The sequence below is a fragment of the Prevotella sp. P6B4 genome, assembly GCF_000619985.1.
In the GTDB taxonomy this organism is placed as follows: Bacteria; Bacteroidota; Bacteroidia; order Bacteroidales; family Bacteroidaceae; genus Prevotella.
Genome location: NZ_JHVE01000007.1, coordinates 1 through 16,043, shown reverse-complemented (window position 1 = coordinate 16,043; position 16,043 = coordinate 1). Strand labels below are relative to the sequence as shown.

Annotated in this window: 14 protein-coding genes and 2 pseudogenes; all 16 read right to left on the bottom strand. The window is 43.3% G+C overall.

Features of this window, described 5'->3' with window-relative positions:
• Positions 1-123: 123 nt before the first annotated feature.
• On the bottom strand, positions 124-1,062 hold the full coding sequence (locus T491_RS0106045) for a diacylglycerol kinase family protein (RefSeq protein WP_028903092.1): 939 nt from the start codon (positions 1,060-1,062) through the stop codon (positions 124-126).
• 23 nt (positions 1,063-1,085) lie between these two features.
• Positions 1,086-2,021, bottom strand: a complete 936-nt coding sequence (gene miaA, locus T491_RS0106040; RefSeq protein WP_051522998.1) for a tRNA (adenosine(37)-N6)-dimethylallyltransferase MiaA — start codon at positions 2,019-2,021, stop codon at positions 1,086-1,088.
• Between the two features lie 51 nt (positions 2,022-2,072).
• On the bottom strand, positions 2,073-3,710 hold the full coding sequence (locus tag T491_RS0106035) for a DUF2207 domain-containing protein (protein ID WP_028903090.1): 1,638 nt from the start codon (positions 3,708-3,710) through the stop codon (positions 2,073-2,075).
• 222 nt (positions 3,711-3,932) lie between these two features.
• Positions 3,933-4,544 (bottom strand): superoxide dismutase, encoded by a 612-nt coding sequence (locus tag T491_RS0106030; RefSeq protein ID WP_304412741.1) that lies wholly within the window; start codon positions 4,542-4,544, stop codon positions 3,933-3,935.
• A gap of 444 nt (positions 4,545-4,988) precedes the next feature.
• Positions 4,989-6,749, bottom strand: a complete 1,761-nt coding sequence (locus tag T491_RS0106025) for a class I SAM-dependent DNA methyltransferase (protein ID WP_231480189.1) — start codon at positions 6,747-6,749, stop codon at positions 4,989-4,991.
• Positions 6,750-6,851: 102 nt separating this feature from the next.
• A complete protein-coding gene (locus tag T491_RS15810; RefSeq protein WP_036915454.1) occupies positions 6,852-7,427 on the bottom strand; it encodes an HNH endonuclease signature motif containing protein in 576 nt (191 codons plus the stop codon).
• A 7-nt stretch (positions 7,428-7,434) separates the two neighbouring features.
• Entirely contained in the window at positions 7,435-8,067 is a 633-nt protein-coding gene (locus T491_RS0106015) for a hypothetical protein (protein WP_028903087.1), read from the bottom strand.
• 1 nt (position 8,068) lies between these two features.
• Positions 8,069-10,363 (bottom strand): sensor histidine kinase, encoded by a 2,295-nt coding sequence (locus tag T491_RS0106010; protein WP_028903086.1) that lies wholly within the window; start codon positions 10,361-10,363, stop codon positions 8,069-8,071.
• A gap of 213 nt (positions 10,364-10,576) precedes the next feature.
• Positions 10,577-10,846: a helicase associated domain-containing protein gene (locus tag T491_RS18245; RefSeq protein ID WP_369699745.1), complete on the bottom strand. Its 270-nt coding sequence runs from the start codon at positions 10,844-10,846 to the stop codon at positions 10,577-10,579.
• A complete protein-coding gene (locus tag T491_RS0106000; protein ID WP_028903084.1) occupies positions 10,809-11,783 on the bottom strand; it encodes a hypothetical protein in 975 nt (324 codons plus the stop codon). The genes T491_RS18245 and T491_RS0106000 overlap by 38 nt, the downstream gene beginning before the upstream one ends.
• A 259-nt stretch (positions 11,784-12,042) precedes the next feature.
• The gene (locus T491_RS0105995; RefSeq protein WP_197018807.1) at positions 12,043-12,789 is read right to left on the bottom strand and encodes a transposase; all 747 of its coding nucleotides are present in this window, start codon (positions 12,787-12,789) and stop codon (positions 12,043-12,045) included.
• 291 nt (positions 12,790-13,080) lie between these two features.
• The gene (locus T491_RS0105990) at positions 13,081-13,452 is read right to left on the bottom strand and encodes a four helix bundle protein (protein WP_028903082.1); all 372 of its coding nucleotides are present in this window, start codon (positions 13,450-13,452) and stop codon (positions 13,081-13,083) included.
• 171 nt (positions 13,453-13,623) lie between these two features.
• Positions 13,624-14,040, bottom strand: coding sequence for a WbuC family cupin fold metalloprotein (locus T491_RS15805; RefSeq protein ID WP_036915452.1), 417 nt, complete (start codon positions 14,038-14,040; stop codon positions 13,624-13,626).
• Positions 14,041-14,160: 120 nt separating this feature from the next.
• Positions 14,161-14,584 (bottom strand): annotated as a pseudogene (locus T491_RS17350) (UDP-GlcNAc--UDP-phosphate GlcNAc-1-phosphate transferase); the annotation flags it as partial.
• A gap of 142 nt (positions 14,585-14,726) precedes the next feature.
• A complete protein-coding gene (locus tag T491_RS15795) occupies positions 14,727-15,737 on the bottom strand; it encodes a toll/interleukin-1 receptor domain-containing protein (protein WP_081773262.1) in 1,011 nt (336 codons plus the stop codon).
• Between the two features lie 104 nt (positions 15,738-15,841).
• A pseudogene (locus tag T491_RS17865) lies at positions 15,842-16,043 on the bottom strand (IS66 family transposase); the annotation flags it as partial.

Here is a 16,043-nt window from a genome sequence, read left to right as displayed (position 1 = left end):
ATATTCAAGTTTGATTTTCCAAAGGTAGGCATTTTTATGCATAGAACAAAGGAATCAAAACCACATTTAACAATTATTGATACTTAAAGAAAAAGGGCGCACACTGTTTGCGCACCCAATCTCTTAATTTGGTATCAAGAAATTTACAACTTCTTGTTCCACGGTAATCCGGTAGGATCCCACTGGTGTTTTCATCATACGCCCGTCGATGCCCACGATGGCTTTCTTGGCATAAGTCACCTCCACCTCCTTGGTACGATAGGGATGCACGCTGCGGTGGTTCAGGAAGCGGCCTGTCACCAGCAGCCACAGTCCCTCGATGAGTTGCACCACCTCGGGATGGTACACCACACTCACGTCGAGCATGCCGTTATATGGCACAGCATTAGGCGTTTGGCCATAGCCAGGCCCCGAGCCTATGCACACGGTCATCACCTTGCGTTCAATCACGTCGCTGTTTATCTTCAGCTTCATCTTGTACTCCATGCGGTGGAACAGCATGACGAACACCGACACCAGGAAAGAGAGGGTGTGCGAGCCGAACAACCGACGGGTCTGACGGCGCAGATTCATAATGTCGGCAGTCAGTCCGATATTAATACAATTCAGGAAATAGCGATGGCACTTGGCACCCAGCTTGTTGGTATAGCGTATGCAGCCCAGGTCGATCTTGCGCACGCGGCGCTGCATCAACCAGTCGATGGTCTGCTCTATCTTGTCATCATCGAAATCCCAGAACTTGGCGAAGTCGTTAAGCAGACCGTTGGGTATCACGCCGATGGCTATCTCGTCGCGCACAGCCTTCTCCTCCATCATCAGGCAGTTCACCGCATCGTTGAGTGCCGAGTCGCCGCCCACAATGACAATGGTCTTGTAGCCGTTCTGAATCATCATCTTCACCAGTCGTTCCACACTTTCAACCGTTTCGCTCTGCACAAAGTCGTAGAGCACATGACGCTCGTCGAGCGCCTTCTGGATTCTCTCCCAACGCTTGCGCGAGTTGAAGAGTAAGCCGGTCTTTGGGCAATACAATATGCCCCATCTTGTTGTTTCTACTGCCATAGTTATTTATTGAACTTTGAACTTTAAACTTTGAACTTTAGGATTTCATCTATCTTTGCCTCCATGGGGAGGGTGGCATCAATCCAGTGGATGGTAAATCCACGTCGCTCCATGCCACGGAACCACGTCATCTGCCGTTTGGCAAACTGGTGGATGGCAATTTCCAGCCTGCTGTACATCTCGTCGAACGAGAGCTGCCCTGTAATATATTCTGTCAGGAATTTATACTCCAATCCATAGTAAATCAGGTCTTCAGGCGCAATGCCTTCGTCGAGCAGATGTCGCACCTCGTCCACCATTCCCTCGTCTAATCGTGCCTTCAGTCGGCGGGTAATTTTCTCGCGCCTCAGTTCGCGGTCGATATCGATGCCGATGATGAGCGAATCCACTGGCGGCAGTTCCCTGCGCGGCACGGGGTTCTCCAGGTTATACGTCTCGATCTCAATGGCGCGTATGGCACGCTGGCACGAGTCCACATCTGTCTTGTTGTGCATGTTCGAGCCTGTCCTGGCCTTCAGTTCCTCCAGCATCTGCGTGAGCTCAGGCAGGGTCTTGCCCTCTAAGCTGTCGCGCAGCGCCTGGTTCTGCGGCACGGGCGACAGTTTATAGCCCTTCAGCACCGCCTCGATATACAGGCCCGTACCACCACACAGAATGGGCACTGCTCCCCTACTCTGTATGTCCTGGTAGGCATCATAGAAGTCCTGTTGGTATTGAAACAGGTTGTATTTCGTACCCGGCTCGCAGATATCTATCAGGTGGTAGGGAATATGCCATGTTCCATGGTCCATGTTCAATGTAAAATCGGCCAGGTCCTTACCCGTTCCGATATCCATCCTACGATACACCTGGCGCGAGTCGGCCGATATCACCTCGCCCCCGATGGCAGCCGCCAGGTGGGCCGCCACAGGCGTCTTGCCCGAGGCCGTTGGTCCTAATATCGTGATCATTCGTTTCATCAGTTCTATATCTCTAATCAATCTCTAATCATTTTGTCTGCAGGCACAGCGTTATCTCACGCCGCCTCCGCCGCCGAAGCCCGAGAATCCGCCTCCGCCGCCACCCCACGACGAGTGTCCGCCACCGCCGCTGGCACGATGCTCGCGCGCCGCCTTGGCAGCCACCGCACTCGAGGTGCTGCGTTGCAGCGTCGAGTAGATGATGGGCAGCGTCATATCGTCGGCCATCTGAGCAGCCACACGGTCCATATCAAAGTAGGCCGGGTTCACCTCCCTCATCTCTTTGATCACCTTATCGGCGATACCGAATAGCGTGGCATAGATCATATAGTCCTTCCACAGTGTCACCTCCTTCAGTTCGCGCTCATCCAGCAGCGTAAACTCCTTCAGGAACTTACGCAGACCGAACACCTCGTTCACGCCCTTATCCGTGGGAGGATACTTCGACAGATCCTTCTTGGCGTGCAGGGTGGTGACAAACTGGTCGATAGCGCTCTGGTGTGTCCTGCTCTTCATATACTGTTTCAGCTCCCATGGCTCCAGCACCCTATCGCTGCCAGCCGCATCCTTGAACATCTTGTACAGCTGACGCATCAGCACAGGTTGCTTGTCTATAGCCTCATAGTCGTGCATCACAAAGTTCGGTTCCATCTTCCCTTTCCTGTTAGGATGTGTTTCGATGGTGATGATACCCATGCTGATAAGTTTCAGGATACAGGCCGACATCAGGTTGTTGTAATCCGCATTGAAGTACTTATAGGCGTTCAGTATCTTGTTAGCCTCCTGCAGATTGCCGTCCAGCGGCACGTCGCGATACCACAGCAGGTTCTTGTTAAGCACATGTTTGGCATGCCACACACGGTATATGCGCCACACCAAACCGCCCACAACCAACAGGGCTGCGCCGCCGTAAAGCAGTATAAACAGGAACCACTCAAAGGGGCTCATATCCTCGTCGTCGCTGTCCACATAGTCGCTGCCCTCAAAAGCCTCGCCTTTCTTCTGCTCAAAGGTCTCCTCCTCCCAGATAGTAGGCTCAAACATGCTTTTGGGGAATTGTGCCATCAGAAACAGGCCCGCCTCGCTGTTCATGGGCTTAGTGGTCTCAGCCAGTATAAAGCCATTCTCAAACCACAGCTCGCCCTCGAACCTGAAGCCCCAGATGCCACACGAGTCCTCACGGATCACCATCGTGCTGTCGGCAGTAGTAATCGCCACACGGGCATGCTCCGGTTTAGGCGATACCGTCGTGTCGAGAAACACGTGTCGCAAGGCACAGGCATCCGGATAGCCGCGCACCAGTCCCGTCATGATATAAGTGGTGGTGTACGTGCGTTCGCCCTCTTCGCCCAGTCCCCAGCACAGCTCAAAGCCATGCTTGGTGGGCACGATGCCGCACTTATACTGTTTCCAGTTGCGACTCTGGTTCACGTCCCAGTCCGTGTTCACAAATGGGGTCCCCGTCTCGTCAGTCACTGTCAGGTCCTTGATCACGCTCTGCCCCATATTCTTCAGCCCGATATAGCACTCCGTACCCTCGCTGTCGATGGTCATCTTACGGGTTTCTGTAATCAGGGCATCACCATTCTTATAGAGCACCACCCGAATATCCAGGTCGTGCAACTGCGGACGGGCCAACAAGTCAATGGCCGTGAGCAGTAATACCAAAATTATCAGTTTAGGCTTCATTCCAGTGTGCAAAGTTAGTAAAAAATCGGCACGGACAACGCGGAAGCGATGCTTTTTTTTCGAAAAAAGTGCAAAAACGCCCCGTTTATCCGCGGAATCCATACCAAAAACCGCCAGCCAAGTACTTCTACTTAGTTAGCGGTTATCTTTTTCTGGTAATTACGACATCGCGAAACGCATGCGCCTGCTCTGGCGTCATCCTATCGGGATAGTCCTTCACGGCTATTCGTAACGCTTTTCAATCACCTCCCAATCCACTATCTGCCAGAGTGCAGCCAAATGGTCGGGACGACGATTCTGATAGTCCAGATAGTACGCATGCTCCCACACATCGAAGGTCAACAGCGGCTTCAAACCCTTCTGAATGGGATTGGCCGCATTCGTCTCTTGCGTAATCACCAGCTTGCCATCCTTATCGGCCGACAGCCACACCCAGCCTGAGCCAAAGAGCGTTGCCCCTCCTTTCTGGAACGCCTCCTTGAACGCCTCGAACGCCCCGAAATCGCGCACAATGGCCTCTCCCAACTTTCCCGTAGGCGCATTGTCGGCCTTAGGCGCACCAAATTGTCCAAAGTACAGATTGTGGTTCAATATCTGCCCGGCATTATTCAGCATGCCATCAGAGGCCTTGCATACAATCTCCTCTAATGAAGCCTCCTCGAACCCACTCCCAGGAAGCAGCCCGTTGAGGTTATTCACATACCCTGCCAGATGCTTCCCATGATGAAACTCCAGCGTCTGCTTACTTATCACCGGCTCCAATGCATCTAATGCATACGGTAGCGCCATCAATTCGAACATTCCCATATCATTTCCTGTTTTTAGATTAAACATCTTTTCCTGGGCAAATATACGAAAACTTTCCAAATGGTTGTAACGTTACAACCTTTTTAACCATTTTTCATATCCAAAAGAGTCTATCTCCGCCGACGAGAGCATGTGTTGATGCACAACCAACATTTTGAGAAACTTCCTAGGCGCCAATACGAGATTACATGCCAATGGGATCTTGGTGGTGATGGAAAGTGCTTCTGGGGCTGGTTCCCTGAAGAAGAGTGGTTTCAGAAAGAAATGCGGAAATGAGGGTGCTACACCCTCATCCATCTTTCCCGTATTTTTCTCCTACTTCCATTGATTCATCACACATTCCTTCCGCTTTTTCATCAAAAACGAGCAAAAGGGCGGTCAATTCCTTGATTCACCCTCTAACTCGTTGTCGTCCAGTCCTCGCAGATTTCCTTATCAAGAAAGCTACCATTCCATAGTTTTTTCTAATAATTATCCTTTTCCTGCTAGTCCATACTTTCTCCTCAACCATCTTTCAATATCGGCCTTATCATTCATGCCCAAAAGTTCATCCTCTTCCTCTAACGTAAACTCGGGTATTCCAAAGTGTTTTATATCCACGCCACTCAATGAATAATAGCCAGAAGAATAAGGCTTGCCATTTGCTTGTATATAATTCCAAAATAATTCACTTTCAATGATAGCTTTGAGTACCAACAACTTTCTCTCCTCTGTATTAATAAAAGCAAGTCCGTTGTACAACAACAAATCAGCATCATCACAAATTGCACACTGCAAGGACTTGTTCGCAAACTTAGGGAAGAACAGCTTAAAACTAGGCATTACCAACGATTGAGTTCTACCATAAGCATACCATTGTGGGTAATCGCAGGTGTCACCTTTATCTCGTTTCAATAAAATCGGTTTCTTCGCCCGTAAATAAGCGTATGCCCTAGGAAAAAGATTTCTCATCTCACCAGGAGTATAAATAACTGCGCGTCCATCCTCAACATGATAAGGATAAATCACCTTTTCATACAGAGAGTTTAAATCATCTATTGAGTTAAGTTTGTTTGGGTTAACTATATCTCGGCAGATTCCTCGTTCAATAGAATATCTCACCCCATCACTCTCAAGAGTATAGAACCTTTCGTTTTCAGCAACGGGCTTAAATATATATGTATCATTACTCAATGTTGCAATACCATGTCGGGAGGGACAATAATCCTTGATTTGTATACCAACCGCTTCAATAGCCATTGTTTCATCAAAGTTATTCAACGTCCACCCTTTCTCATCATCCAACGCTGCAAATGGCACCGCAGTGTAGTGAACATCATCAGTTAAATTACCCTCTTCATTTATCGCATAATGAATATTCTCCGCAGTATGATGTTTGTCTAAATAGAACAAACACGTATAAGTGTTCTTCGAATCAAACACCTGATATCCGCGGAAATCCACTATACTTATCGAATACCTGTTCCGAGAGAAATAGTTCCTCACCGCTCTGCCATTAACAGACCTCAAGAAAGTATTCATAGTTATATATCCCAGACGCCCAGCATCATTCAACATTTCGATAGCAATCTGGAAGAATGGTATATAGAGGTCAGGATGCCCAGAAGAGCAAACTTCATAAGAACTTAACTTTGAATGAGACTCTTCTGATAAGTTTCTAGAACATACATACGGTGGGTTACCTACCACAACATCAAAGCCTGAATATCTAGCATCCCAGTCTTCGCATGCAAAATCCAGTGTATCTCTACACAAAAGATTGTAATCAAAAAAATCATCCTCACCAGCAGAGAGGGCCAATAAACTCAGTAGAATCTGTGTTCTCTCAACAGAATAGTTCTGGATATCTATGCCCCATATATTATCCTTATAAATATCAGCATACGTTTTTCCGGTTTTCTCATGAATCCATAGTGCAGCATCCATCAAGAAGCCACCACATCCACATGATATATCCGCAATTCTTATATTCCTGAGCTCTTCTTCAATTTTATCACCTAATACCTTCTGCAATATAGCCCTACGAACATTCTTCGGTGTATATACCGCACCTGTTACAATTCTGTCTGCTGGCGATATAACGAACTCAAACAACTTCACTAGGATTTCCAATGGTATCCTCGAGCCATATTCATCTTTGATATGTTCACGCACTTTCTGAAACACCTTATAATCAGCATCTCCCTTTTTAATACAGTACTGAGAAAGGAATGCTGACTTTGGAAGCGTCATCCTGTTGCTATCTATATAAGCAGATACGAACAGCCTATTGACTGTTCGTTCATCTGCAGGAACATTGCGCATAATATAATACAGCGTTACCGACGGCATATATCAAACTCTATAAAACGAATTAATAATGTTTCGGTATTTCCTATACAAAGCAATCAGTGCATCCTTTTTATCTTCTGGAATAGGACTCCTGTCAAATGAAGCCTCCAGTTTTTCTATGTTTGACTCCAATCGCTCGCAGTTCCATAAAATTTCATGCTGTTTTTTCCATAGTTTCAGGTTTTCATACATCCAGTTTCCTAACTCAGTCACCGGATGAATCTTACCATCTCCCCCTCTTTCAAATTGAGCATCATAATCCTGAGAGCAAGGATCTATCCATCCCACTTTCCCATCATTGGGTCTTGTTTTATCCCCCGTGGGCCATTTGTTGCTTTTGGCATTATTACACGATTTGCATGCATAGACCAAATTAGAATACTCTGTCAACTTTGTGCCATCTACAGTCTGAGGAACAAAGTGGTCAATCTCAAAACTATAAGCACGAGGAACATCCCTATCATCACAATAACCACACCGACAATTGAAATCAGTCTTTAGCTGATCACGATAGGCATGATAATCATTTTGATGCGCAACCGCACCAGTTCGGCTTGGTATTATTTCTCTCAACTTCATACCACTCCTATTTATTCAAAGATTTTAGAATCTCTTCTGACAGTGACACAATGCTACGCAGGTCTTTCACAGCCTCCGTCTGCATCTTGTCAGGCGACAAGGGATTTGCCGCGGGGTCAATTTTACTCAACTCCACATGCAAATTAAGTAACTCTTTTTCCTCATCTTCTGACAGTCCCTCTACCGTATCCTGTTTTGATTCAAGCTCTTTTGTTCTTTGCTCCAAATCGCGTACGATCCTATGATACGACTCAACAGAACCTTTGATTTGGTTTTTCAACAACTCCACCGTCTTAGGGTCGTTCAAACCGTCCTTGTCATTCACAAGAAAAGCATTATTGACTTTTTGGATAGCAGCATCAACATATGATGTCATCATAAAAACAGGGAAATATCGTTTGCGTTCGTTGATAACTTCGAGCACCTGATTTCCATCATACTTAACATCACCTTTTTCTGCAAGCTTATAATCAACAGCCAAAGCCTGTATGCCTTGTCTGTCAATTTCTTCCAAAAGAAGATCCAAGGTAAAAACCTTTGCAAAGTCGTCAAGCATAACGACTTCAAAATCCTTTTTGAAGATGCGATTAAAGGTATTTCTATTACCCTTATTCTCGTCTAAATAGCCTAATCTTATCATATTAATACATTTTTAATTTTATGCACAGACCAAAGCCTACTGTACGGGGCATCATCACAGAAATGGCACTGCCTTTATATTCTGACAATGTTGCTTTTGTAATGTACAAGCCAAGACCTGTTCCTATTTTATTACCGTCTTGATCATATTTCGACGACTCAAAAGCGTTGAATATGTCATTGGGGTGTCCTTTATATTCTTCAGCAAGTCCTATTCCGGAATCTTCGAACAAAACGATGATATCTCCATCCTCAACTCCGCCCTTAATGCTAATCAATCGATTCTCGGTTTTTTTGCTCTCTTTAATAGCGTAAATCGAATTCGAAAGAAGATTATTAAAGATGGTGTCAAGATCTATTACGAATGCCCTCACCTTCATCTCAGGTGTAAAACCCGAGATTTCCAAATCTATGTTCAATTCATCTAAAACGGCATGCCAAGTAGACTGGAAGTGTTCAAAATACTCATCCATACCAAAAACCTTACGTGTTCTCTTGTCTCTATTTATCGAATTTATGGAGAAATTCAACCAGCTTCTTATATTCTGGTCTTGATCGCGTAGGTCTCTAATCAGACTATATGGATTATCATATTCACTTAAGCCCAATTTCGAGACATCCTCTTCACTCATTATATTTTCCACAGCGCAACGCAAATCCTCAGAGCGGGAGTCTGAAAGAATAGCAATATTCTTCAGTTCATGGGCAAACGACGTTATCACCAATCCCGTACTAGCAAGATTTCTAAGCAATCGTATTTCACTTTCTTTGTCTTCTACTTCCTGTTTCAGAACAAGATAACCAGTACGAATCTTGTTGTATGACTCCTCATCTATCTTCCCTTTTTTGATGGCCTCTTCGGCTGCAGCTTTTGCTGTACCTTTCGGATGGAGAGTATCATACAACTGCGACAGGTTATACATCACCGTGTTGCGGTCTTTCTCCATCAAGCTAATTATTCCAAGAAGTACATCCTTGAACAGTTCCACTACAACATTTTCTTGAAGTCCTTCTCGGCCAGATTTGTCTTGCAAGTAGATATTGTTCAATCGTGATATTTCGACAGCACCAACTATTTGGTTCTGTCTGATATGATAATTACCTTTGCGCTGTCCGGCACCTATTGGGTTCGCTGAATAACGATCACCCAAATGCAACCAGTCATCACCGTTTTCTCCATACGGTCTTACACGGAACTTGTCTCTATATATTTTGACACCGACGTTACGCTTCAGCCACTCCCTTCTACTATATGGTGAAAACAAACGGTATGGATACTTCACTTCGTCACCTTCTCCCTTTCCATCTGACTTTGTGCTCTTTACAAAGAAGAAATTGAAACGAAATGCGCCAAGTTCGGCTAAGTGGTTAGCCAATCTTACAGGATTATCAACCTTCAGTTTTGACATGGAAAGAGAAAGTTCATAACCGCCGGCCTCAAATTCTGACAGACGATATGGGAATTCTCTCATGTCTTCCCTTTGGAACAAACCTACATAGTCATTTCGCAAACGTTCTACGTCAAGTTCATTCCTCTGCACCTTCACTTTCAGGTTATCCTCCCCATCATATACTGCAGAAACATAATAGTCATAATCATCATATTCAGCAAGTTCAATGCGACCGAACCCTTCATATCCTTGCACATATTGGTAAATATCAAATACGGGGATGTTAAAAGGCGGGACAAGGTCTTGTAGTGAGGAATAGAGGTGTGCCAATTGTTCGTCATCCCACTCGTCATTCAACTCTGTTACGCTAAGCAATGTTCCTGACTCAAATTTCGGCAAAGTAATTCCAAACTTATTTTCAATATTTGAAAGGAATTGACGGCCAACTGCTAATGAAATACTATCAATATCAGCTGTGATTTCTGAGACACTTGTCCCAGCTCTGTCGAAATCAGACCAGTTTACTTTCCAATCATATCCATGGCCGTCTTTTGTAAAAGTCAGCATTTCGGCCTTGTTCCCCAATCTATTTAAGGCAAATCGACCTATACCCTTTGCGCCAGACTTTACCCTACCACTTTCTGTCTTAGCGTTATAAAGCTTATCGTCTGTTCCTATTCGCATCCAACAAGCTTCGATAATTTGATCGTCCATCCCAGTACCCCAATCCAAAATATAAAGGGTACGATTATTCTGCTCATCTTCGCCGAATAATATATAGCAATAATGAGAATCTGCATCGTATGCATTTTTCACCAGTTCCACTATAGCGCCCTCTGGATTTGAGAAATTCTCAGATCCTATAAGCATCGCTGTACGCGCCGAAACAGAAAATGGTATCTTCATACTACATTTTTTTAATTTGCAAAAATAACCATTTCCAGTCAATTTAATTGCGTTTCTTCAAAATTATTATTCTTTTTTAGCACGACTTCGCCCAATTCATCCCAAATATACCCTTTCCACCTACCATTTTTCCTGCTCTTTACGAAACAGGGCTGACCTCATTCCTGAAATCAGCCCTTTATTCATATTGGTTCTTCCGTCTATACTGTTCCGTCATTTCCAGAAGTTTTCTAAACTTTCGGAGCAGCGAGCACAATGATAAGCTCGCTTAATCATTGTCGAGTCGTGACGAAAGTCGACAATTGTCAACTTCTCCACCCTCTCCGGCTTCATCTTCCCTGCATTCATCGCTTTACGATTAGCCTTAAGCCAATTTAAGTGATCATGTTCTTCTAGTCTATATTTGGAAGGATTCCGGTGCTCACGTTCAATGAACTCCTTCACTTCATTGTATCTCACCAACCACCGTTCGTCCTGCGTCATTTTCACAATTATCAAATTTTGCCAAATCACACTCTGCTATACATTTATAAAAAGATCTCACTTCAAAACCATAACCTTTTGTTTCATTGAGAAGTTTATATTTCAACCATAATATGAACTTATCGCCGTTATAGTTAAACAAACAATACTCTGTTTCTTGTGTTAAAGGTATCTGTTTACTCTTCTTTTCTATTAATGCCAATATGGAACGTGGCAGTTCTTCGACATCAACACCTGGCAATTCCGGGTTAGTTGACAATCCAATATCATAATTCATGTTTGGAATATAATGGCGACTATAAATGTGGATATAAGAGTAAACATTAAACACAACATCAAAACCACTTATTTTTTGCACTATATATGGATGCGGCAACTCATCAAAATACAGTTTCACATTGTAATAAATATCAAAGAAACATGCATAGATATAGATTTCCTTTTTCTTTAATGCATAAGGAGATATTTTCTTAAGGATCGCATAGTTCTTCCAATCTTGGAGCTTTCTTTTTATTTCTGGTTTTATGATTGAAAGATATATTCCTTCACCTGAAGCTATCTGGCTCCTCCACACTTGTAAATATCTAAAAAAGAAATTTTTATTCCTTTTAATCTCACTTTTAGTAAGGAATCGCCCATTTTCCACTGGAATTTTACCTTCAAATACCATCGTAATATTTGCATGCATTAAAATAATCCAGTAGAAGAGAAATTCTTCTGCTTCTGGAATATAAAACAAATCAAATGCTTTTCCTCCTCCTGTATCATATATGCAAAGCATCGCTTCAAAGAGAAAATCTCTCTCATGGTGCTTCATCCTGCCAATTTTACTCCTTTCATTTAGGAATTTATGCAAATATCTCTGCAAAGGTACTTGTAGTTCTCCGCCATCGAAAGGGTTGTTTCTTAATTCTTTTCTGGAATATAGTGCTTTCATCACACAAAATATAATTGGCAAGATTATTATAGCCTAAATACTAAAACTCCAAATAATTTAACCTAGTCAGGTTACTATTATTAAGCCAGTATCCAATATTCTCATTATTTAACTCTGTTGTGCTCAGAAGTTCGGATATAACAAGCAAAGAGTGCCCGGCATGAATGACCTGCAAATCAAGGTCTCGAAGGTCTTTATCTTTATATTGCAGCAACAAACGATACAATGATTTCAAGAACCACCGGGACAGGTTCCTGTTTCATTTTAATCGATATATCATACTTTTTCCGATTCCAGTCAATCTTTCTAGTTGGCGCAGTGAAGCACGGCTATTCTTCAACTCAATCAATACAGATTTTTTAATTTCTGCAGGTAATTGCTGAAAAGCACTGCTATTCGTCGCACCTGTCTTTTCTTTTATCAGCGACATCACCTGATCATCTGAAGGACGTCCTTTCGAAACATCTTCTACGTCAAGGCAAGCTACATCATCAGAAAGGGGGGCATTCACAAGTTCATTCAGCTCTTTGTATGGTATTCTATTCAAGATAGTACAAGTATCACATAGTGGGAACAGTGTTCCGCTTTTGTCCATATATTCACTCCAACTGCAGAATTCATAATCCTTAACAGCCTCTACCATCCCTGCCTTTACAGGATTTTGATGTATATATCTCAAAAGCGTAACGAAATACGCCATATCGTTCACTGGCTCACTCTTAAACCGCTCGCGGAACAGATGACCATCTCTAGAATACTTGTGATTATAATAGTAAGCATATGAAGACGCTATTCTTTTTATTGCCATCCCAATGGTGTCCTCGCGTTCACGAATGAGAAGATGGATATGATTTGACATCAGACAATAAGCATACAGAGTATAGTTTCTCCCCGATGGAGTACCATCAGGCTCGTACGACTGACCCATCAAATCCAATGTTTTGAGAAACTGATAATAGTCCTCCTGCTCTTCAAAAATATTCTGGTGATTTATACCACGCATCATCACATGATATATACCAGTGCCTGATGTTTGTCTCGCTCGCCTTGGCATTCTCAACTATTGATTATTGCTGACTCCTATTATCCGTGAAACAGGTACCAGTCCCCCCGTTCCCACGTCTTTCATTTTTCTTCCTATGTCATCACTCTGCTTGTCCCCTCTCTCCTATCCCGTGTTCTTATCATAACCACAAAGAGGCATGGGCTCCTCGCACACACCTCTTCACCTCCAACTATTATCTATCATCTATTATCTCTTAACTAAATTATCATCTATCATCTCTTAACTAAATTATCATCTATTATCTCTCTCTCCGTTCTCTTTGGTTTTCTTTATTATCGCCGTCAGCAGTTTCAGCAGTTCATCGTTATCAACCTTCAGCGAGTTGTACTCATCATCGGTAAAGTAGCCAGCAGAATGTATCACATCCAGCCAATAGTCCGTCTCACCAGCCTCTTTCAGTGCAATATTCAGTTTGCTGATAAAGTCCTTACGGCTTTGAGCATACAGTCCTTCTCGCACATTTGCTCCGATACTAGTTCCACATCGCAGGATCTGTTTCGACATTACCGCCTCTTTCTTCTTATCATTCAGGTATCGATAGCATTTTGCAATTCTCTTTGCAAATGCCAAGCTTTTCTCCCCTACGATACTTTCCCGCGCCATAACAACTATTATCTTTTATCTATTATCTATTAACTAAAAAATCGACTATTATCTTTTATCTATTATCTATTAACTAGAAAAATCGACCATTATCTCTTATCTGTTAACTAGAAAAATCAACTATTATCTTTTATCTATTATCTTTTATCTATTAACTGATAGAATTCCATTTCACCTTGGTTCGAACACCTCGCTCCCATCTTCCCCGTATTTCTTATCCTTCCCTTCGTATATCACCGATGGCTCCAGCACCTCCACCGTATGCCACACACCTTTCGGCACCTGGCAGCCGTAGGCGCCATCCTCTGGGCACAGATGGATGCGCTCCGCCTCCTTCAGCGTCACCTTGCCATCCGCCAGAGTCACCTCCTCATACAGCACCTCATCCAGTCTACCCTTAATGAGGATCACGTTCTCATTACTCATCGGATGCCTGTGGATAGCCACTTCCGTTCCTGGCAGCATCGCATTCAGCATACGCTGCGAGCCATCCTCTGCCGATGTCCTCAGGTCCAGGTTTGTCCTCAGCCGAGGATTCCCCTTCGCCTCTTCAAACAGCCTTTCCAGTAATTCTTGGTTAATCGTCATTTTTGTAAAGTGTATAGTGGATAGTTTATTGTTTAAAGTCAGTTGAATCAGTTACAACCTCTTTACCCTTTTGGTAAGCAATTAGCTTACGGTAACCGAAAACCTCCATACTGTTTCAACTTCCGTCTGCACTATCAGCTTTCCAAGAGCGAAAAGCATGATAAAAGCTATTCCTATGCTCCCCACATCCCCTGCAAAGCACTTCGCTTTCCCTTTCGGGCGGAAGTTAAAGATACAGAACACGAGCACGCCGATGATATCGCCAGAGCATAGCCCGCCGTGATGCCGTTGATACCATCCATAAAGTTGATGATATTCATACCACCAACATATACGATGAGTGCAGCTACTATTATCAACCCCATCAACACATAACTCATCAACTGACTATCAACATTCAACCCTAAACTCTCAACTGAGAGATTGTCGAGTGCGAACTCCTTTTATTCGGCTTATCAATAATATTACACTTATCCGCAATGCGGAAATAAATAAGTTCAGCCGCCAATAGCAGCACTACAATTATTATATATGTCCAAATCATAATCAACTATTTCTTGAATTCTACTCATACGGATGCCGCTCGAGTTCTGCTCGCTTGCCACCAGCGGGACGTAAGGAAGAACCTTGCAGACACATTACATCCTTAAAATTGGCGTCAATCCGATATAGATTCGCCATCGCTGTTAAAACGGTAAATCTATATTATCGTCCTGATTATTGGACGGAATCACTAACTGCAATGCGCTTACCCCATATTTCTGGAACAAAGGATTAACCGCCTCCAACACATTCTCCTTCATTATAGTCTGGTTGTTTGCGAAATTATCATGCAACAAACTTACATATTGTTTATCCAAATGTTCTGCCTCAAACAATACTTGTATGAACTTTAGAGCAATAGTATCAGACGAAGCATTCAGAACCAAGTTCACCAGTTTGGTAAAGTATTCGCCTCTCGTAAACTCGTTTACACAAATCGCCTTTGTCAGTTCCTGAGCCATATCATTAGCATTTCTTTGGCTAGGCAAAGCTTGGTATTTACCAAAAAAGCCATATGGATCTTTGCCTTTCTTGATAGAGAACACCATCTTTTTTCTTCCTAATGCAATACCAACTTCTTGATCACACCAATTACTCTTCTCAAAGCCAGGAACAACAATTGCACATAACGCATCAAGCGAAAATAGTGCAGCCTCTATTTCCTGTTCCCATTCTTTGGATGGTGTTATATCCTCATGTGCCACAAAACCATCTATTCCGAAATTCTGCAAACACTCTTTCAGGTTTGAAGCAGATTCCTTGCATTCAGACAAATGGCTGATAAAAAGACGGAAGTAACCAGGCTTCCACATCCTATCGTTATAGTTATTGCCAAGTTGCGAAACATCTGCAGTTGTTGGTCTGATTACCACACTTGCAATTTGCAGAGATTCACCTTCGCCTCGCATGGCATCCGCATAGCATTTGTCTAACTCTGCTTCTGCCTGTTCTATGACGTTCTTTCTTCTCAGCGACTTAAACAGGTCTGTCGGAACTGTCAATACGATATTGTACGTGTCAATCCCACCATTCCAATTATCATGGCTCAGCCAGACTTCATCTATGTTTGCATCTACGAGGTACTTTGACAACTCTGCATCAAAGTCCTCAAACAATGTACGTACTGTAGGTATATAGGAAGAAAAATAGCCCATATTATTCTAATAAATGTAAACTGTCAATTTTGACGTCCAAGCTTAAAAACAGCCTTTTAGGGCAGCTATCGCTACCTGAAGCGTCTAAATCGTATTAAACTTTATTATTTTTTAATACCGATGTTCATCGGTAACATGTTCTCATAATCTGTTCTTCCTTGCATGATTGCCTTGAAGAATTCCTTAAAATACTCCAGCGTTGATACGCCACACATCTTACACGTCTCGATAAACGTGTGGTAGATGACTGACACTTTAGCACCAGCATGGCTACCAAAAGTCAGCGAGTTTTTGCGCTCTACAGTC